This window comes from Lactococcus formosensis (genome assembly GCF_018403745.1).
GTDB lineage: Bacteria > Bacillota > Bacilli > Lactobacillales > Streptococcaceae > Lactococcus > Lactococcus formosensis.
Window position 1 is genome coordinate 111,907 of the sequence record NZ_BOVP01000005.1, and the last position, 20,492, is coordinate 132,398.

Below are 20,492 nucleotides of genomic sequence, written 5' to 3' on the forward strand. Positions count from 1 at the left end.
TGCAAGGATTTATTAAAATCATAGTTTATTATTAAAAAAGTTTTGGTCGGCAGACCTTATCAAAAATCTTATCTTGAAAATAGGAGAAAAAATGCAAGAAAATTATACAAGACCTGAGGTACTTTCACCTGCAGGCACACTGGAAAAACTCAAAGTAGCGATTGATTATGGCGCAGATGCTGTATATATCGGTGGACAAGCCTACGGTTTGCGATCACGCGCAGGTAACTTTACCTTTGATGAGATGCGTGAAGGCGTAGAGTATGCTTCAGCCCACAATGCTAAGGTATATGTTGCGGCCAATATGGTCACACATGAAGGAAATGAAGAAGGAGCAGGCGAATGGTTCCGTACACTGCGTGATTTAGGAATTTCTGCAGTAATCGTTTCGGATCCTGCATTGATCGCAATTTGTGCAGCCGAAGCACCAGGTTTACCAATCCATCTCTCTACGCAGTCTTCAGCAACAAATTACGAAACTTTAGAATTCTGGCAAGGTTTAGGACTGGAACGTGTCGTCTTAGCCCGTGAAGTTTCTATGGAAGAATTGGCTGAAATCCGAAAACATACATCTGTAGAAATTGAAGCTTTTGTCCATGGTGCCATGTGTATTTCTTATAGTGGACGCTGTGTTCTTTCAAACTACATGAGTATGCGTGATGCTAATCGTGGTGGATGTTCACAGTCCTGCCGTTGGAAATATGACCTTTATGATATGCCTTTTGGTAGTGAGCGCAAATCAATCAAAGGTGAAATTCCCGAAGAATTTTCAATGTCTGCTGTTGATATGAGCATGATTGAACATATTCCTGACATGATCAAAAATGGTGTAAACTCCTTAAAAATTGAAGGACGTATGAAATCTATTCACTACGTTTCGACAGTTTCAAATGTTTACAAAGCGGCCATTGATGCTTATCTAGAAAGTCCGGAAAAGTTTGAGGCTATTAAGCCAGATTTGGTTGATGAACTTTGGAAAGTGGCACAACGTGAATTGGATACAGGCTTTTATTATGGTATTCCTGATGAAAATAAACAACTTTTCGGTGCACGTCGTAAAATTCCAGAATACAAGTTTATTGGCGAAGTTGTCGCTTACGATGAAGACAGCAAGGTTGCGACAATTCGTCAACGTAACGTCATCACTGAAGGTGATACGATTGAATTTTATGGTCCGGGCTTCCGTCATTCAGAAACAACCATTCAAAACTTGCGTTTGGCAGAAACAGGAGAATCCATCGACCGTGCACCAAACCCAATGACACTTTTACATATCGATGTGGAAACACCTGTACAACCTGGAGATATGATTCGTAAATCAGGTGCAGGGTTAATCAATCTTTATGAAAAATCAGGAGCGGCTAAAACAGTACGTGCTTAAAAAGATCAACTAGGGGAGTACAATGGAAAAGAAAAGATTAGGTGTTTATTTTGGTACTTTTGCTCCTTTTCATAAGGGGCACCAACAACAAATCTATAAGTGTGCAGCACTTAATGATCAGGTTCTCTTAGTTGTATCAGGCTATACCCATGATCGAGGTGATAAGATTGGTTTGCCTTTATCTCAGCGTTATCAGTATTTACAGGAAGCTTTTGCGGACGAAGCAGATATCAATGTTGCAATGTTAGACGAGACGGATCTGCCTCCAATGCCCCAAGGATGGGATGCGTGGTTCACACGTTTATTTGGCTTATTAAAAAAATATCAGAGTCAGGAAATTACTTTTTATGTGGGAGAGCCAGAATATGTGACTGAGCTAGGTGCGCGTTTTCCGCAAGATACGCGGACTTATAAGGTAGAGATGGCTGACAGGCAAGATATTAAGATATCTGCAACGGAGATACGTGAAAATCCACTATTGCATTGGAATGAGATAAATCCCGTCTTTCGTAGGCACTTCACCAAAATCGTTGGCATTATTGGCGGTAGAAAAAGTGGCAAATCAACCTTGGCGAGACGTTTAGCCCGTTCTTTTAACAATGCCCCCTTTGCAGAGAAAATTGAACAGGCTATCACTTCAGCTGGTAATCAAGGCATTGTCTTCATTGACAATACCTTGTCGCCAGATATGGATTTGGTTCTTTTGATTCCATCTGATAATGATGCAGCGCTTTTAAAGAAAATAGCAGAACAAGGACTTACTGAAAAAGTAGTACGTTTGGATGATGAGGAAACAATACGTGACACGCGTGCTTATCTTGGGCGATATTATCATGCTATAGATGCGATTAGTCAGTATACAGGAGTTCAGATTGACCGATTAAAATATTAGGAGAGGAAACATGGTTAACCAACAGTTATCAAGTGCTGAAGCCTATACATGGCAAGTTATTCAAGAGCACTATGACGAGATCCCCCAACTTTCTATTACAGATTTGGCAGAGTTGGCTCATTGTTCTTTATCAACGATCAATCGCACGGTGAGGAAAAAAGGCTTCTCAGGTTATGCTGAATTTCGCTATTCAATAAAAGAAAAGCCTCTTCCCAATATCAATGGTTTTTCAAATGAAGTTTTAGCTGCCATTGGCAAAAATGAAGAAGAACTCTTACGTACGATTCATAATATTTCAGCACTTGCTATTGAACAGGCTGTGCGTGCAATTGACCAAGCGGATGAAATTATTCTCTTTGCGCGTGGCCTGTCCACTCATGCTGCTGTAGAGATGATGAAGAAGCTCCAACTTTTTCATAAGTCGGTTACGCTTCATGATGATTACAAGTATATGACTTATTATGCAAGTTTTGTTAATGAGAATAGTTTGATTATCAATCTGTCCTTGAGCGGAGAAACTTTAGAACTGATCGAAGCAACTGAAGTAGCAAAAGCGCATGGTGCAAAAATTTTGACCTTGACTGTAACGGAGCAAAGCCCATTGGTACGTCTCGCAGATGTCTCTCTGATTGGTTATAAAAGTACCCTAGAGGTTAACTACTTTGATCTTGATGTGCACAGTCGACTGCCCTTGTATATTTTAGTACGTGTTCTCTTTGATGCTTACTCTATTTATAAAAAAACAATGACAAACAAATAAAAGCTAAGCGAGTTGTGAATAGTCTACTCGCTTTTTGTTTTGTAAGCGGTATTTTAGGAAGTATTTCCTACCTTCTTTCCTTGATGGGAAACTTTTCCAAATAAGAAAATGCTATCATATTAATGTAAGCGATTTCGGTGTAAGGAAATCGAAAAAAGGAGGTTCCCGATGGAGGGAGGAAAAATGAAACAACGAATTTCGTATGCACTAGGTGCCTTGGGTCACGATACCTATTATGCAGCGATTAGTGTATTCTTTATTGCTTTTGTTACAAGTCAAATGTTTGCAGGAAGTGAACATGAAGATAAAATGATTGCCCTTGTAACATCACTTGTCGTCATTATTCGATTGATAGAAATTGCTTTTGATCCTATTATTGGGAGTATTATTGATAACACACGCACACGCTGGGGGAAGTTTAAACCTTGGTTGGTCGCGGGCGGTTTGATTTCCTCTGTAATGATTGTTCTGATGTTCTCAGACTTCTTTGGGCTAGCTAAAAGCTCAAATACGACCTTATTTATCATTGTCTTTGTCATTTCATTTGTTATTCTGGATGCTTTTTATTCCTTCAAGGATATTGCCTTTTGGTCTATGATTCCTGCACTTTCTGAGAAGAATGAAGAGCGTGAAACACTTGGCACGTTTGCACGTTTTGGTTCAGCTATCGGTTCTCAAGGAACAACGATTCTCGTGATTCCGATTACCTATGGTTTCACCCAACTCATGACGGGTCACCATGCACAAGGTGCATCAGGTTGGTTTGCTTTTGGGGTCATTGCTGCGATTGTTTCGGGGGGGACAGCTTTAATTACAGCTTGGGGTACCCAAGAAAAGGATTCTGTTATCCGTCAACAATCACAAAAAACAACCACTATAGATGTGTTTAAAGCTTTATTGCAAAATGACCAGCTGATGTGGTTGTCATTATCTTATATCTTGTTTGCTTTGGCCTATGTCGCAACCACAGCAACTTTGATTTTGATGTTTACCTTCGTTTTAGGACAAGCTGCACTGTATTCAATTACAGGGATTGTCGGCTTTATCGGATCTATCGTTTTAGTACCACTCTTCCCCGTCTTAGCTAAGAAATTTGGGCGTCGCAATGTTTTGACAGGAGCAATCATCTCTATGCTTATCGGTTATGCTTTCTTTATCTTTGGAAGTTCAGTACCGATGACAATCCTCGGTCTTATCTTTTTGACTACACCTTATCAGCTTGTTTTCCTATCTGTTTTGATGACAATCACAGACTCTGTAGAATATGGTCAATGGAAAAATGGCGTGCGTAATGAAGCAGTCACTTTGGCCATGCGTCCTTTACTTGATAAAATTGCCGGTGCTTTCTCAAATGGGATCTTTGGGTTTGTGGCGATTGCAGCTGGTATGACCGGATCAACATTTGATCCAAATAAAGTTTATGGAGTAACAACCTTTAAGCTTTATGCTTTCGCTCTTCCAGCCGTTCTGATGATTATCTCACTCACGATTTATCTTCTTAAGGTAAAATTAACAGAGAAACGTCATAAAGAAATTGTTGCGGAACTCGAAAATAAATTAAAATAAAGATAAGGACTAGCGGTGACGCTAGCTCTCCTTATTTAAAGACAGGTGAATTATGGAAATAACAACAAAAGACTTTGGCTTAGGTGCGCATTTGATTTGTTTAACAAACAAGGCAGGAGATACGCTCTCATTGAGCAATTACGGTGCCCGAATCGTGGATTGGACAGTCAATGGTAAGAAAATCGTTTTGGGCTTTGATTCTACACAAGAATATGTCGAAAAAGATAACTATCCTGGTGCCACAATTGGCCGAACAGCTGGCCGTATCAAAGACGGTCAAGTGAAGATAGCAGGCAAGAACGTACAATTGCAACAAAATGAAGCTGCGCAAACCTTACATGGAGGGCAAGATTCCTTTGAAAGTAAACTCTGGCAGTTTGAAGTTTTTCAAGAAGCAGAACAAGCAAAAGTTCAATTTTACTTGACGTCAAACGATGGTGAAAATGGCTATCCAGGACAGATACAAGTTACTGTGACTCACAGTTTTGATGAAAATGGCGCTTGGTCCATTGAATATGATGCCGTTTCTGATAAAGACACGGTGTTTAACCCTACAGGTCATGTTTACTTTAATTTGTCCGGAGATGTAGCTCAAAGTATAGACAACCATTTCTTGCGTTTAGGCGCCTCTCGTTTTGTTCCTTTGTTAGACAAGAGCGAGGTAGTACGTGGAGATATAGCGGAGTTAGCGGGTACAGACTTAGATTTGCGTTCAGGCAAAAAGCTCTCGGAAGTCTTTCAAAGTACTATGGAGCAAGTGATTTTGGTTGATGGCCTTGATCATCCTTTCCTTTTAGATGAGCCAAGCATAGAGAAAGAGCAAGCACGCTTAAGCTTTGAAGAGTTAAGTATCTCTGTTTATACTGATCGTCCAAGTATTGTTATTTTTTCAGCAAATTTTGGCGAATCTGGTGCAGTATATCAAGGGAAAAAAGAAGTAAATCATGGCGGAATCACTTTTGAAACACAAGTGGCGCCAGGCAGTCAACAAATTCCGGAGTTGGGTGATATCACACTCAAAGCAGGTGAGAAATACTATTCAAAAACAATTTATAAACTCCATAAAGAAGAGAAAAAATGAGGAAAAGAAAATGACAACAATCGTGGAAAACAGTAAAGTTTTAACAGCATTAACAAACAGTTTTGAAAAAGTATTTGGGGATACAGAAAATGTGGAATACTTCTTTTCGCCAGGTCGTATTAACTTGATTGGTGAACATACCGACTATAATGGCGGCTACGTCTTCCCAGCCTCAATTACAATTGGGACAACAGGTTTGGCCCGTTTACGTGAAGATACAAAAATCCGACTTTTTTCACAAAACTTTCCAGAAGCAGGTCTTATCGAATTTGATTTAACAGAGGTCAAGGAAAAAGATGATGACAGTTGGTCAAATTACGTTAAAGGAATGATAGTGATGCTTCAAGATGCAGGCTATACCATCGATAAAGGTTTTGAACTACTTATCAATGGTGAAATTCCAACAGCTTCTGGTTTATCATCTTCAGCTTCTTTGGAACTTTTAGTCGGTGTAGTTTTAGACGACCTGTTTAATTTACAAGTCCCACGCTTGGAATTGGTACAACTCGGACAAAAAACGGAAAATGAATTTATTGGCGTCAACTCTGGTATTTTAGACCAGTTTGCGATTGGTTTTGGTGAAGTGAAAAAAGCGATTTTATTGGACTGTAATACTCTTAAGTATGAAATGGTGCCGGTAGAATTACGTGATTATGATATTGTCATCATGAACACAAACAAACCACGTGCTTTAACAGAATCAAAATATAATGAGCGTTTTGCTGAAACACGTGAAGCATTGAAACGTATGCAAAGTAAATTAGCTATTGAATCACTGGGTGAACTTTCTAATGAGGAATTTGATGCCAATACAGACTTGATTGGTGATGAAACTCTGATTAAACGTGCGCGCCATGCCGTATATGAAAATAACCGTACAAAAATAGCACAAAAAGCTTTTGTTGCTGGTAATTTGACGAAGTTTGGTGAATTACTTAATGCTTCACACGCTTCCCTCAAAGACGACTATGAAGTGACTGGGATTGAACTTGATACGCTGGCTGAAACCGCACAAAAACAGGCAGGTGTATTAGGCGCACGTATGACAGGTGCAGGCTTTGGCGGTTGTGCAATTGCTTTAGTCGCTCATGATAAAGTTGCAGATTTTGAAGAAGCAGTTGGAGCGGAATATGAAAAAGTAGTTGGCTATCCAGCAAGCTTTTATGTCGCCCAAATTGGTTCAGGATCAACAAAACTGGATGTGGAGTAGGAAAAGTAAAAATGGAAAAATATCAAGCTGTTCAAGAATTTATTAATTTAGCAGAAAAAAATCATCGAATTGAAACGCTTGATAAAATATATTGGCGTAATCAATTACTCCATTTCTTGGGGATGAACGATTGGGACGAACCACAAGTTACAGAAGAACATGATGCACTAACTTTAATGGATCAGCTCATGATCCTTGCACGCGACAATCAAGCTTTTTCGCCAGAAGAAGAAGAATTTTATGAAGCGGCTCTGATGGACTTTATTAGTCCAACACCAAGTCAAATTAATCGTGAGTTCTGGGAGAATTATCAAGAGAGTCCTAAAAAAGCGACAGATTATTTCTATGGACTGACTCAGGAAATTAATCAGGTCAAGACAAGGGATATCGCAAAAAATATTGCCTTTAACTATCACTCAAAATATGGCGATTTAGAAATCACAATCAATCTCTCAAAACCGGAGAAAGATCCAAAAGCTATCGCTGCAGCTAAATTAGTCAAGGATTCTAGTTATCCAGCTTGTGCGCTCTGTATTGAAAACGAAGGGCTTTATGGTGGAGGGAATAAAGCTGCACGAAGCAATCATCGCCTCATCCGTTTAAAATTACAGGATGAAGAATGGGGCTTTCAGTATTCGCCTTATGCTTATTATAATGAACACTCAATTGTGCTTAACAACTTGCACAAGCCAATGAAAATTAATCGCCAATCTTTTAGTAATCTCTTAGACTTTTTAGATTTGTTCCCTCACTATATGATTGGATCCAATGCTGATTTACCAATTGTTGGGGGTTCTATTTTGACCCATGATCACTATCAAGCAGGACGTCATGAGTTTCCGATGGCTAAAGCTAAGTTAAGAGAACAAGTAGCCTTTAAAGCTTTTCCAGAAGTAGCAGTTGGCATTGTGAATTGGCCCATGAGTGTGCTGCGTTTATCCTCTGAGGACAAAGGGCAGTTGTTGACACTTGCGGACTTCATTCTGAAGAAGTGGCAACAATATTCGGATACAAGTATAGATGTTATTGCGCATTCCGCTGATGGTACACCACACCATACGATTACACCGATTGCTCGTAAACGTGGTAATGCTTACGAAATGGATCTGGTTTTACGAGATAACAATGTTAGTGAAACTTATCCGGATGGGATTTTTCATCCGCATGCAGACCTGCATCACATCAAGAAAGAAAATATTGGTTTGATTGAGGTTATGGGCTTAGCTGTTTTACCTCCGAGATTGAAAGGTGAACTGCAAGAAGTGGAACAGTATCTTTTAGGAAAGCCGCATCATATGAAAGATATGCACTTACCTTGGGCACAAAATTTAAAAAATCAAGGGGATTTTACTGAAGGAAATGTCTCGGAGTGTGTCCGTGAAGCGGTTGGAGCTGTCTTTACAAGAGTATTGCAAGATGCGGGAGTATTTAAAGATAACAAAGCAGGGCATTCTGGGTTTAAGCGCTTCATTGATTTTATAAATGAATAAGGTTATACTTGTAAGTGAGTGATAAATAGTATTGAAAACTTTGTAAATCAAAGTAACGGAGGATAAATAAATGACAGTCTTAGTACTTGGAGGCGCAGGTTATGTGGGAAGTCATGCTGTTGATATTCTGGTAGCACGTGGCTATGATGTGGCCGTTGTAGACAATCTTGTGACGGGACATCGTGAAGCTGTCCCAGCAGATGTACGCTTCTATGAAGGAGATGTGCGCGATCAAGCTTTCTTGGCTGATGTTTTTACAAAAGAAAAAGAAATTGAAGGCTTAATGCACTTTTGTGCTTATTCATTGGTTGGTGAATCAATGCAAAAACCTTTGATGTATTTTAATAACAACGTGGGTGGAGCTCAAGTTATTCTTGAAACCATGGAAAAATTTGGTATTAAGCATATTGTTTTCTCAAGTACGGCTGCAACTTTTGGGATACCTGAAGAAAGTCCTATTTCTGAAAAAACACCTCAAAAACCAATCAACCCTTATGGTGAAAGCAAACTCATCATGGAAAAAATGATGAAGTGGCAATCAGAGGCAACCGATATGACTTATGTAGCACTGCGCTACTTCAATGTTGCTGGTGCTAAACATGATGGAAGTATTGGTGAAGCACATAAAAATGAAACGCATTTGATTCCGCTTATTTTACAAACAGCTTTAGGCCAACGTGAGTTTATCACTATCTATGGGGATGATTACAATACGCCTGATGGTACATGTGTACGTGACTATATCGATATGGAAGACTTGATTGAAGCACACATCAAAGCCTTAGAATATCTTAAAGCAGGGGGGGCTTCGGACCAGTTTAATCTTGGTTCTTCAAAAGGCTACTCTAACCTTGAGGTTCTGGAAACTGCACGCCGCGTTACCGGGAAAGAAATTCCATCACAAATGGGAGAGCGTCGTCCAGGTGACCCAGATATGCTGGTTGCAGACTCAACGAAAGCGGGAGAAATCTTGGATTGGCACGTGAAAAATAATTTAGAATATATTATTGAGAATGCTTGGAAATGGCATAGCTCACATCCAAATGGATATTAATACAAACGAAAAAGCAATCTTTTAATCTGGATTGCTTTTTCGTTATTTTTGTAAGAAAACGCTTTAAAATGTAAAATTATAAATAAATCAAGATTAAAACCAGATGAAAGTTGCATGAAAATGCAAAAAATGTTATATTAAGAAAATATTTCAATATAAATAAAAATGGAATCATAGGAAAAATAAATGGAAAATAAAAAAGGGATGGGCCTGATAGCCCTTGTCTCCATCGTTGTCTCCAGTGCTATTGGTGGAGGAGTATTTAACCTCTCCAACGATTTAGCTAATGGTGCTACTGCTGGAGGAGTAGTTGTAGCATGGCTCTTCGTTGGTTTGGGGCTTTTAGCACTTGTGTTGAGCTTAAACTATCTGATTATTAACAAACCTCAACTTTCAGGTGTTTCTGATTATGCGCGAGAAGGCTTTGGCGATTTGGTAGGTTTTCTTTCTGGCTGGGGCTACTGGCTGTCTACATGGCTCGGTAATATTGCCTTTGCAGTACTGATGATGATATCTATGGATTACTTTTTTCCTGGTGAATTCGCAAATGCAAATGGCAGCCTAAGTGTTTTTGCAGTGGTGACCGTATCTGCCCTCTCATGGCTTTTAGCTTTGATGGTAAGTAAAGGTGTCGAATCTGCAGCCATAGTGAACGCGATTGTTCTGGTTTGTAAATTAATTCCCATTTTCGTTTTCATGCTTACGGGCATTGTAATGTTTAAAACAGGAGTTTTTACTTCAGGTTTTTGGAACAATATTACAGAAAATGCTCAAGGCTTGGTTCAAGCTCAAGGGTCAATGACCGCTGGGGGCTTACTCGATCAAGTTAAAAGCTCTCTTATGGTCATGATTTGGGTCTTTGTCGGGATTGAAGGTGCAGCAATGATGGGCGATCGTGCCAAGAAAAAATCTGATGCAGGGCGTGCAACAATCATCGGTCTTGTCGTTTTGCTTTTTATCTACATCTTGCTTTCACTCTTACCTTTCGGCTATTATGATCAAGCAGAATTAGCTGCCATGAAAACGCCAGGCATGGTTTATATGCTCAAAGATATGCTTGGTAGCTTTGGAGGCGCATTGATGGCCAGTGGTCTTGTTGTGTCCGTCTTGGGTGCTTGGATATCATGGACGATGCTTCCAGTGGAGTCAACAACACAGTTGGCCAATCAAAAATTACTCCCCGAATGGTTTGGACGTTTAAATAAACATAATGCCCCTGCAAATTCTCTTTGGCTTACACAAATCTTTGTTCAATTTTTTATCATTGTTACTTTTTATGTCGCAAATGCTTATAATGTAATGGTCTATCTCTGTACAGCATGTATCATGATCTGTTATGCTTTGGTAGGTGCATATATGATGAAACATGGTCTTGAGGAAAAAAACACAAAAAATATAGTCATCGGTTTTGTTGCCCTTGCTTTTCAAATTTTAGCTCTGTGGCTATCAGGCTGGCAATATGTTTGGATGGCTTCAATTCTCTACGCGATTGGTTTTATTTTCTACTATTTAGCGAAGAAAGAAAATGGTAAGAAACTTTCTCATGTAGAAATTATTGCTCTTCTTGTGATTATTGTTTTATCTATTTTTGCAGTCTTTGGATTGGTTGGTAACCATTATGGTCTAAGAGAGTTACTTGGTTTATAAACAATAAAAAAAATTCGGAATTAATGTTCCGAATTTTTTTGCTCTAACTGTGAGTAATGGCTGTTTTTGATATGAACCAACACACGTAAATCTTCTTCAAGTTTATCTTTTTGTTGGCGCAATTCACGTTCTTGTTCAACAAGTAGGGAAATACGCTTTAATAATGTCGCGTCACCTTCTTCAGCCAATGCTTTAAATTTGATTAGGTTTTCCTTAGTCAGTGGTGGTTCTTTCTTGTCCATTTGTTTCAATTTCTCCTTGCTTCACATTGAAAATACTTAAGTTTTCTGGCAGGTTTTTGAGGTGGTCAAGCGTCGTTGTAGTAATAAAGGTTTGTGTTTTTCCGAGCGTTGTTTCTAAAAGATCCAACTGACGGCTATTATCGAGCTCACTCATGACATCGTCGAGCAAAAGAATAGGATATTCTCCAGTCTCTTCAAAAATTAAATCAATCTCGGCGAGCTTGACAGATAGAGCAACGGTTCTTTGTTGGCCTTGGCTGCCAAAGTCCGCAACATTAATACCATTGACAAAAAAAGTCAAATCATCTCGGTGAGGGCCGACAGATGTCTGATGCCGAAAGATATCCTTATCCTGTGCGCTTTTCAAATCTTCTAAGAGGGTTGCGGAATTTACTTTATAATTAATCTGCAGCTCCTCAATCCCATGAGTGAGCTGAGAATGAATTTTTTGCGCCAGCTTTTCTAGTTTGACAATGAAATTTTGACGCTCAGTGCTGATCTTCTGACCGTGTTCTGCCAGTTGGCTGTCTAAAACGTCTAAAAAAGTAGCATCAATCTGTTTACGTTCCATTTTAAGATAAGCATTGCGTTCCTTTAAAGCACGGTTATAGCGTACTGAATCATAAAGATAAACGGGACGTATTTGGCCAATCTCCATATCTAAAAAGCGACGACGAATACTTGGAGCACCTTTGATAAGTTCTAAATCCTCAGGAGCAAACATGATGAGGTTAAGTTGTCCAATATAGTCCGCCAAGCGATTTTCTTTCAGATGGTTGACATGAGCAGTACGTCCTTTAGGGGTCAAAGCAACTTCGAGAGGGACACTAGTGTGTCCTTTCTCGACAGTACCAGAAACCTTCATTTCTTTCGAATCCCACCGTATCAGTTCCCGGTCATGGTGGGTGCGGTGGCTACGTGTCAGAGCGAGAAAGTAGATGCTTTCTAAAATGTTTGTTTTACCTTGAGCATTCTGTCCTAAAAAAATATTGAGATTAGGGTGGAATTCAAGAGAAAGTTCAGCATAATTTCGAAAATTATAGAGCTGGATATTGTTAAGTTTCATGCTTATTTAGCGCCAGGGAATCTTGGCTTGGCTGCTTTCTTTGGTTTTTGAGTTTTGACTTGGGCGTTCATTTTTTTGACAAGTGCTTTGACGCGCTCTTCTTCGGCTTTATCTTCTTCGCGTTCAGCAATTTCTTCCGCAGTAGCTTGGACAAATGTGATGATCAGTCCGAATTCAGGGATTTCTAACACATCTCCTGCACGTAGTTTTTTGCCGCGGCGGTTTTCGGCTTCCTTGTTTAAGAAAATATTGCCTTCATTTTCGGCGAGAAAAAGCTTAGCTTGTCCTCCTGTATTGACAATGGCCAACTCTTTAATGACTTGTCCTAAAGTGATGTATTCTTCAAATAAAATGTAATTTTGCATAACTCTATTTTAGCATAAAGAGTCTCAAAAATAGTGGAAAATTTGCTATAATAGAGATATTACAGCTCCTGCTCTTTTTAGGGTTAAAGGAACTTTCTTTAAACTTAAAACGAGGAGTAGACAAGGGATATCTATGAAACTAGCCAGCGGAGTAAATCTCCATGTTATAAAAGAAACAAAATTCAAAACAATATGTCTCATGGTGCGCTTTCGTGAAGAACTTTCGCGAGAAAATATTGCGAAGCGTGTGATTATCTCTAACTTGTGGGAGACGACAAATGCAGCGTATCCAACAGCTCAAGCATTTTCAAGTCGCTTGTCCGAACTTTATGGGACCTCCTTCTCAACTGCAGTGAATAAAAAAGGTAACCAACATTTGTTAAGTATTCATATGAATCTAGTTAATCCTAAGTTTGTTGATGTGGATACTTTGTCAGGTGCTGTTGATTTTATGCACAAAGCGCTCTTTTGCCCAGATAATAATGTTGACGTCTTCCAACGAGAAAAGACAAATCTCATAAACTATCTTAAAGCCATGAACGAAGATCGCTCTTATTATGCCAGTCGTCAGTTAGCTGCTCTTTTCTTTACAGATGAAAATCAAGCTCTCCCAGGTGTTGCAACTGTGGAACTTTTGGAGGCAGAAACAGCAGAGGCTGTCTTTAATTACTATACCGAGATGCTTAATCACAATCTTATTGATATTTTTGTTCTAGGAGATGTAGAGGAAGCTGAGGTTATGAGTTTATTCCAAAGCTTTGATTTTAAAGATCGTCAAGGACACTCTGAAATTTTTTACAAGCAAGAGCCCAAGGAGTATCAAGAAAAGATTGAAGAGAAAGAGGTGCAGCAGTCTATTTTACAAATGGCCTTTACGCAACCGACGACATACGGTAGCAAAGACTACATGACTTTACAAGTGATGAACGGACTCTTTGGTGGATTCGCACATTCGAAATTATTTATGAACGTTCGCGAAAAAGCAAGTCTAGCTTATTATGCCAGTTCAGCTTTTGATAGTTTTACAGGTTTGCTAAGAGTTAATGCAGGAATTGATGCAGGAAATTATGAGCAGGCTCGTGCTCTGATTTTAGAACAACTTCAAGCGATGCAGTCTGGGGACTTTACTACACAAGAGATTGAGCAAACCAAAACAATGCTGAAAAATTCTTACTTCATGTCACTTGATTCTTCTTCAAATCTCATCGAACAAGCTTTTATTCATGAAGTTTTACCGGAGCTTTATGTTGATGAAGCAACCTTTTTGAAGGCGTTAGAGACCGTGAGCAAAGAGGACATTATGCGCTTGGCGCAAAGTTTAAAACTACAGGCTCAATATTTCATGAAAGGAGAAGTTTATGCAGAAGAAGAGCTATGAGAAAACGGGAGAAGTCCTATATACTGATGTTTTAGACAACGGCTTAACTGTTTATTACTTACCCAAGCCCGATTACAATCGTACATATGGTCTTTTCACGACAAACTTTGGGTCACTGGATACCTCTTTTATTCCTACGGGAAGTCGAGATATGAAGACTTTTCCAGAAGGGATTGCTCACTTTTTAGAGCATAAACTTTTCGAGAAAAAAGAAGGGGATGTTATGTACAAGTTTGGTGCCTATGGGGCGCAAACCAATGCTTTTACAAGTTTTTCGAGGACTTCTTATCTTTTTTCGACACGTGAAAACATCTATGAGTGTGTGAACTTACTGCTTGATTTTGTGCAAGAACCTTACTTTACAGAAGAAAATGTTGCTAAAGAACAAGGTATTATTCAACAAGAAATCCAGATGTATCAAGATGACAGTGACTGGCGTTTGTTTGCTGGGCTTTTAGCTTCACTTTATCCTGATTCACCATTGGCAGACGATATTGCTGGTACTCCCCACTCTATTAAGGAAATTACTGCGGCAGATTTGTATGCCAACTATGAAACTTTTTATCATCCTTCAAACATGAACCTCTTTTTAACAGGTCCTTTTGATGTGGAGCAAATGGCTGCATTTGTAAATGACAATCAAGAAACGAAGCCTTTTATTAAAGCTGAACCGATTCAGAGAAAAACTGTTGAGGGTAGTCAGCCGATTGCAGGGAAAACTCTTGCGTTTGAAGTTGCAATGCCCAAGCTGGCTCTTGGTTTTCGGGGAGAAGATACTCTCCCAACTGATGCTCGTGAATTATTAGAATACAAGCTATCGAATCAGTTGCTTCTCGATATGCTTTTTGGAAAAACGAGCCATCGTTATGAAGAAATGTACAATGCAGGTTTAGTTGATGATTCGTTTGGTTATGGCTTTGATATGGATAAAAGTTTTCACTTTGCGAACATTACTGTAGACACTGAAAAACCAGACCAAGTAAGTAAAGTTTTGCAGGAAGCTTTAAAAAGTTATAAAATAGATAAGGATTTTGAAAAAGAAAATCTAGAAATGCTGAAACGTGAAACACTGGGGGATTATTATAAATCCCTGAACTCTTTAGAATACCTCGCCAATCAATTTTCATCAAATATTTATGGCGAGATTAACTTCTTTGATCTTCCTGAAATTTTATCAGGATTAACGCTTGAAAAAGTCAGCAAACATGCTGAAAAATTTGTAGAAAATATGCAAACGGTAGACTTTATCATCTACCCTAAATAATACGAACAGTTATGAATAAATCCATGTATTTCATAAAGCTGAGAGGAGGACATGGTGGCAATTAAAACAATAGGCGAAGTCCTCAAAGAAAAGAGGACGGAGCTTGGCCTCGGGCTAAGTGAAGCCGAAAAACTTACAAATATTCCGAAATTATATATTATTGCTTTAGAAACAGGGGATTATAAGGCTTTGCCCGGTGATTTTTATATCAAAGCCTACCTTAAACAATATGCAGAGAAGTTAGATCTTGATGCGGATCAAATCATGCTTGCATATGAAAAAGACGGGTCAATGTCTGTTGAAGAACACGAAGATATCCAAGAAACATATCGATTTGTGAAACCTAGTGAACGTGTAGAAGAAGATGAGGAAGAAGAGGAAAGTAATAAGCCGGCATGGCGCCATTATGTTCCAATTATCTTGCTTTCTGCTGTGGCGATAGCTATTGTCGGAAGTGTTACAGCAGTTGTGCTGCTCACACGCCCGCCAAAACCAGATTTGAGTGATACTTCTTATACTTATAAAACGAGCGAAACAAAACAAGCCACAGAAGAGCAAAAGAAAACAACAGAATCATCAGAAAAGCCTGTTGAATCAAAACCAGAACCACAAAATCAAATTACAGTTACTGGAAGGGGCGCACTGCTCAATGTCAAAGTAGAAAATGCTGCGAGTCCAACACAAATTGTCTTTACAACAGCAGCTGGTGCAGTAACAACAATTTCATTGACTAATGCAGACTGGGCAACAGTACGTACATTGTCAGATGCCGAAAATACAGCTACGGCAACGCTAGGGACAGGCTTGACAAATTCGGTGATCAACTTGTCCAACACACAAGGGCTTACAATGGCAATTAACGGTAACAATGTTGATTTGTCTGCTCTTACAGCAGGTAATGCAGCTCAAGTGCAATTGACGGTAACTTATGCGAGCACCACAGCGCCTGTAACCCAATAAAAAATTGAGCCACGAACAGTTCCGCTCAAAGAATCGGAGAAAGTAATTATGAAAAAAGAAAAACTACCCAATCAATTAACCATACTAAGAATCTTTATGATTCCTGTCTTTCTCATTGTCCTTTATCTGCCACATGGTGCAGCTGTGGGTGCAAGCTATGTTTCGTGGATTGTTGCAGCAATTATCTTTGCTGTAGCCTCAATCACTGACTGGCTTGATGGGTATTTAGCACGCAAATGGAAAGTAGTTTCAAATTTTGGCAAATTTGCAGATCCGTTAGCGGATAAAATGTTAACAATGGCTGCATTTGTGATGTTAATTGCACTCGGTTTAGCCCCTGCTTGGGTTGTTGCAATTATTGTGTGTCGTGAACTTGCTGTGACAGGACTTCGTCTTTTATTGGTTGAGCAAGGTGGTGCAGTCTTAGCTGCAGCTATGCCAGGAAAAATCAAAACATTTACACAAATGTTGTCGATTATTTTCTTATTAATCGGGGATCCCATTTATATTGGCACAATCTTACTTTATGTTTGCCTTATCTTCACGATTTATTCAGGCTATGATTACTTTGCTAAAAATATGCAAGTTTTTAAAAACTAATGTGAATTTAAAGCTTGAAAAAAAAAGAAGTCTGCGTTATACTTAAAGATAGAGAGAGTGAGACTTGGCTGAAAGCTTACAAAACTTAAAGTGACGATAAAAAACGATAGCGACGTTATAGCTAAACTAAGGTTCTGGAAGACAGGACAAATTTAGGTGGTACCGCGATAAGATTACTGACGCCCTAGAGCTTTATATGCTTGGGGCGTTTTAATTTGCTACCAGCATTGCGCCTGAAAGGCGCTAATGCTGGACGGCAAGCCCTATTGGGCCTTGCCTGAACACCTTATTAGGTAAAACGCAAAAAAATCATCGTTTTTTGCATTTCACCGTCATATGCATTGCTATCATTGCGCCTGAAGGCGCTAATGAACTATGGCAAGCCTTACAAAGGCTTACTTAAGAATATTCGAATCATAAATGTATTTGATACAAAGGAGATAATATGAAATTACAAAAACCCAAAGGTACGGCAGATATTCTGCCTCAAGAGTCACAAAAATGGCAATATGTAGAAATGATGGCCCGTGCAGTATTTGAAGATTATAATTTCAGAGAAATCCGTACACCGCTTTTTGAAAGTTATGAGCTATTTAGTCGGGCAACAGGTGAAACAAGTGACATCGTAACTAAAGAAATGTATGATTTTGACGACAAAGGTGGACGTCATATCGCATTGCGCCCTGAAGGAACTGCTTCAACTGTTAGGGCTTATATTGAAAATAAACTCTTTGCTCCAGAAGTACCAAAACCAGTGAAAATGTATTATATGGGTTCGATGTTCCGTTACGAACGTCCTCAATCTGGACGTTTACGCGAATTCCACCAATTTGGTGTGGAATGTTTCGGTGCAAAAAATCCAGCGATTGATGTCGAAATTATCGCCATGGCGCAATCATTATTTGAGCAAATCGGTATCTCTGGTGTAACACTTCACTTGAATTCTTTGGGTGACTTAGAGACACGTAAGGCTTATCGTACAGCTTTGATTGATTATTTGACACCTTTTGAAAGTCAGCTTTCCAAAGACAGCCAACGCCGCCTTCACGAAAACCCACTGCGAGTACTTGACAGTAAGGAAAAAGAAGACAAAGAAATTGTTAAGGGTGCACCATCTATCTTGGACTATCTTACAGAAGAGTCTCAAAATCACTTTGACATGACCCGAGAACTGCTTGATGGTTTGGGTATTGATTATGTCATTGATACCAATATGGTTCGTGGTCTGGATTACTACAATGATACGATTTTTGAATTTATCGTGGACGTAAAAGGACAAGAGCTAACGGTTTGTGCAGGTGGTCGTTATGATGGGTTGGTTGAATACTTTGATGGTCCTGCCACACCAGGTTTTGGATTTGGACTGGGTGTAGAGCGCTTGTTGATGGTTGCTGAAATGCAAGGTGTTGATTTCCATGAAGAAGATACACTTGATGTTTATATTGCCGTTATGGGAAATAAAGCCAGCTTAGCAGCGACACAACTTGCAGAAAGTCTTCGTGCTCAAGCCTTTAAAGTTGAACGAGATTTTTCTAACCGTAAACTAGGTGCTCAATTTAAATCAGCTGAAAAGGCAAAAGCAGAAGTGATAATTACACTTGGTGACAATGAAGTGGAAACAGGTGAAATTACAGTTAAACATAACCAAACGCGTAAAGAAGTAAAAACAACTTTGGCAGAAGTTGCAAAAGGTTTTGCACCTATCTTTGAAGAAACGCTTGGAGAATAAAAAGTCCAGTAGTTCCAAGGAACATGAGGACTAAAGAAACGTAAGGAGATTAAACTTGAAGAGAACAAACTATGCAGGGAATATTACCGAAGAGTATTTAAACCAGGAAGTTACCGTAAAAGGTTGGGTTGCAAAGCGCCGTAATCTTGGCGGCTTAATCTTTATTGATTTGCGCGACCGCGAAGGTATTGTCCAAATTGTGGTTAATCCAGAAACAGCAACAAAAGAAATTGTTGAGGTAGCAGATAAAGCCCGTAACGAATACGTACTAGAAGTTACAGGTAAAGTCGTTGAGCGTGCCAGCAAAAATGAAAACATTAAAACAGGTGGAATTGAAATTGAAGCGAATCAAATGCAAATTCTTAGTACTTCAAAAACAACACCATTTGAGATTAAAGACGGTGTGGAGGTGCTTGACGATACGCGTTTGAAATACCGTTATCTCGACTTACGCCGCCCAGAAATGCTGAACAACATTACGATGCGTCATGCGACGACACGTGCTATCCGTAGCTACTTAGATAATCAAGGTTTTATCGATGTTGAAACACCTTTCTTGAATAAATCAACACCAGAAGGTGCACGTGATTACCTTGTTCCTTCTCGTGTCAATAAAGGCGAGTTTTATGCTTTGCCACAAAGTCCACAACTTATGAAACAATTGTTGATGACTGCAGGTCTCGATCGCTACTACCAAATCGTAAAATGTTTCCGTGACGAAGATTTACGTGGCGACCGTCAACCAGAATTTACACAAGTCGACTTAGAAACAAGCTTCCTTGGGGAAGAAGAAATTCAAGATTTGACTGAAGGCTTGATTGCAAAAGTTATGAAAGACGTTAAAAACGTCGATGTCACTTTGCCATTCCCACGTATGAAATACGATGATGCCATGAATTTCTATGGTTCAGATAAGCCAGATACACGCTACGAGATGCTCTTGACAGACTTGACAGACCTTGCGAAAACTGTAGATTTCAAAGTGTTTAGTGAGGCACCTGTTGTTAAAGCGATTGTTGTTAAAAATAATGCCGATAAGTACTCTCGTAAAGCTATTGATAAATTAACAGAGCAAGCCAAACAAAATGGTGCCAAAGGCTTAGCTTGGATTAAGTTTGAAGACGATAAATTGGCTGGTCCTATTGCCAAATTCTTGACAGATAAAACTGCAGAATTCGTTGAAACTTTGGGCTTAGAAAACAACGATTTGGTTCTCTTTGTGGCGGACAGTTTAGAAGTGGCAAATTCAGCACTGGGTGCTTTACGTCAAACGATTGCCAAAGAGCAAGGCTTAATTGATTATTCGAAATTCAATTTCCTCTGGGTTATTGATTGGCCAATGTTTGAATGGTCAGAAGAAGAAGGTCGTTATATGAGTGCGCATCACCCATTCACTTTACCAACTGCTGAAACACAAGGGGAACTTTCAGGAGACCTTAGTAAAGTCCGTGCGCATGCTTACGACATCGTTTTGAATGGCTACGAACTCGGTGGTGGTTCACTCCGTATTAATACGCGAGAATTACAAGAAGAGATGCTCAAAGCACTAGGCTTTAGTTTAGAAGATGCCAAAGAGCAATTTGGTTTCTTGTTGGAAGCTTTAGATTATGGCTTCCCACCACACGGAGGATTGGCCCTTGGTTTGGACCGTTTCATTATGTTGCTTGCCGGAAAAGACAATATTCGTGAAGTTATTGCCTTTCCTAAGAATAATAAAGCCACAGACCCGATGACACAAGCGCCATCAGTAGTCAGTGAGAGCCAACTGGAAGAATTGAGAATTAAACTTGAAAAACTTGACTAAATT

General features: G+C 39.4%; 18 protein-coding genes. 15 read left to right on the forward strand and 3 right to left on the reverse strand.

The annotated features are described in order from the left end of the window. Window positions 1–91 precede the first annotated feature (91 nt). From KJS37_RS07520 to KJS37_RS07560, 9 genes are all read left to right on the forward strand, one after another. Window positions 92–1,381: a peptidase U32 family protein gene (locus tag KJS37_RS07520; RefSeq protein WP_017368621.1), complete on the forward strand. Its 1,290-nt coding sequence runs from the start codon at window positions 92–94 to the stop codon at window positions 1,379–1,381. A gap of 22 nt (window positions 1,382–1,403) precedes the next feature. After that, window positions 1,404–2,273, forward strand: coding sequence for an adenylyltransferase/cytidyltransferase family protein (locus KJS37_RS07525; RefSeq protein WP_165713490.1), 870 nt, complete (start codon window positions 1,404–1,406; stop codon window positions 2,271–2,273). 10 nt (window positions 2,274–2,283) lie between these two features. Further along, on the forward strand, window positions 2,284–3,033 hold the full coding sequence (locus KJS37_RS07530) for a MurR/RpiR family transcriptional regulator (RefSeq protein WP_017368619.1): 750 nt from the start codon (window positions 2,284–2,286) through the stop codon (window positions 3,031–3,033). Window positions 3,034–3,201: 168 nt separating this feature from the next. After that, window positions 3,202–4,599 carry a glycoside-pentoside-hexuronide (GPH):cation symporter gene (locus KJS37_RS07535; RefSeq protein ID WP_213496658.1) on the forward strand — a complete coding sequence of 466 codons (1,398 nt, stop codon included), beginning with the start codon at window positions 3,202–3,204 and terminating at the stop codon, window positions 4,597–4,599. Between the two features lie 52 nt (window positions 4,600–4,651). Further along, window positions 4,652–5,680, forward strand: coding sequence for an aldose epimerase family protein (locus tag KJS37_RS07540; protein ID WP_213496660.1), 1,029 nt, complete (start codon window positions 4,652–4,654; stop codon window positions 5,678–5,680). A 10-nt stretch (window positions 5,681–5,690) separates the two neighbouring features. Next, window positions 5,691–6,890, forward strand: coding sequence for a galactokinase (locus KJS37_RS07545; RefSeq protein WP_117516970.1), 1,200 nt, complete (start codon window positions 5,691–5,693; stop codon window positions 6,888–6,890). An 11-nt stretch (window positions 6,891–6,901) separates the two neighbouring features. Then, window positions 6,902–8,380 carry a UDP-glucose--hexose-1-phosphate uridylyltransferase gene (gene galT, locus KJS37_RS07550; RefSeq protein ID WP_213496662.1) on the forward strand — a complete coding sequence of 493 codons (1,479 nt, stop codon included), beginning with the start codon at window positions 6,902–6,904 and terminating at the stop codon, window positions 8,378–8,380. A gap of 70 nt (window positions 8,381–8,450) precedes the next feature. Beyond that, window positions 8,451–9,434: a UDP-glucose 4-epimerase GalE gene (gene galE / locus KJS37_RS07555; RefSeq protein WP_017368614.1), complete on the forward strand. Its 984-nt coding sequence runs from the start codon at window positions 8,451–8,453 to the stop codon at window positions 9,432–9,434. A gap of 186 nt (window positions 9,435–9,620) precedes the next feature. Beyond that, on the forward strand, window positions 9,621–11,081 hold the full coding sequence (locus KJS37_RS07560) for a basic amino acid/polyamine antiporter (protein WP_213496664.1): 1,461 nt from the start codon (window positions 9,621–9,623) through the stop codon (window positions 11,079–11,081). Between the two features lie 20 nt (window positions 11,082–11,101). On the opposite strand, the gene KJS37_RS07565 is transcribed toward KJS37_RS07560, so the two are convergent. Genes KJS37_RS07565 through KJS37_RS07575 form a run of 3 tightly spaced genes read right to left on the reverse strand, consistent with a single transcriptional unit; the run spans window position 11,102 to window position 12,754 of the window. Beyond that, window positions 11,102–11,323, reverse strand: a complete 222-nt coding sequence (locus KJS37_RS07565) for a transcriptional regulator (RefSeq protein WP_017368612.1) — start codon at window positions 11,321–11,323, stop codon at window positions 11,102–11,104. Further along, the gene (recF, locus tag KJS37_RS07570) at window positions 11,295–12,389 is read right to left on the reverse strand and encodes a DNA replication/repair protein RecF (RefSeq protein WP_213496666.1); all 1,095 of its coding nucleotides are present in this window, start codon (window positions 12,387–12,389) and stop codon (window positions 11,295–11,297) included. The genes KJS37_RS07565 and recF overlap by 29 nt, the downstream gene beginning before the upstream one ends. Before the next feature lie 2 nt (window positions 12,390–12,391). Beyond that, entirely contained in the window at window positions 12,392–12,754 is a 363-nt protein-coding gene (locus tag KJS37_RS07575; RefSeq protein WP_096369085.1) for an RNA-binding S4 domain-containing protein, read from the reverse strand. A gap of 133 nt (window positions 12,755–12,887) precedes the next feature. Here KJS37_RS07575 and yfmF point away from each other — a divergent pair, with 133 nt between their 5' ends. The 6 genes from yfmF to aspS all read left to right on the forward strand — a co-directional run bounded on the left by yfmF (window position 12,888) and on the right by aspS (window position 20,489). Continuing rightward, on the forward strand, window positions 12,888–14,132 hold the full coding sequence (gene yfmF, locus KJS37_RS07580; protein ID WP_213496668.1) for an EF-P 5-aminopentanol modification-associated protein YfmF: 1,245 nt from the start codon (window positions 12,888–12,890) through the stop codon (window positions 14,130–14,132). Beyond that, on the forward strand, window positions 14,113–15,396 hold the full coding sequence (gene yfmH / locus KJS37_RS07585; RefSeq protein WP_213496670.1) for an EF-P 5-aminopentanol modification-associated protein YfmH: 1,284 nt from the start codon (window positions 14,113–14,115) through the stop codon (window positions 15,394–15,396). The genes yfmF and yfmH overlap by 20 nt, the downstream gene beginning before the upstream one ends. Window positions 15,397–15,447: 51 nt before the next feature. Further along, entirely contained in the window at window positions 15,448–16,356 is a 909-nt protein-coding gene (locus KJS37_RS07590; RefSeq protein ID WP_213496672.1) for a helix-turn-helix domain-containing protein, read from the forward strand. A gap of 48 nt (window positions 16,357–16,404) precedes the next feature. Continuing rightward, on the forward strand, window positions 16,405–16,956 hold the full coding sequence (gene pgsA, locus KJS37_RS07595) for a CDP-diacylglycerol--glycerol-3-phosphate 3-phosphatidyltransferase (RefSeq protein ID WP_017368606.1): 552 nt from the start codon (window positions 16,405–16,407) through the stop codon (window positions 16,954–16,956). Window positions 16,957–17,401: 445 nt separating this feature from the next. Next, window positions 17,402–18,685, forward strand: a complete 1,284-nt coding sequence (gene hisS, locus KJS37_RS07600; protein ID WP_017368605.1) for a histidine--tRNA ligase — start codon at window positions 17,402–17,404, stop codon at window positions 18,683–18,685. Window positions 18,686–18,740: 55 nt separating this feature from the next. Beyond that, window positions 18,741–20,489: an aspartate--tRNA ligase gene (aspS, locus tag KJS37_RS07605; RefSeq protein ID WP_213496674.1), complete on the forward strand. Its 1,749-nt coding sequence runs from the start codon at window positions 18,741–18,743 to the stop codon at window positions 20,487–20,489. The last annotated feature ends 3 nt before the right edge of the window (window positions 20,490–20,492 follow it).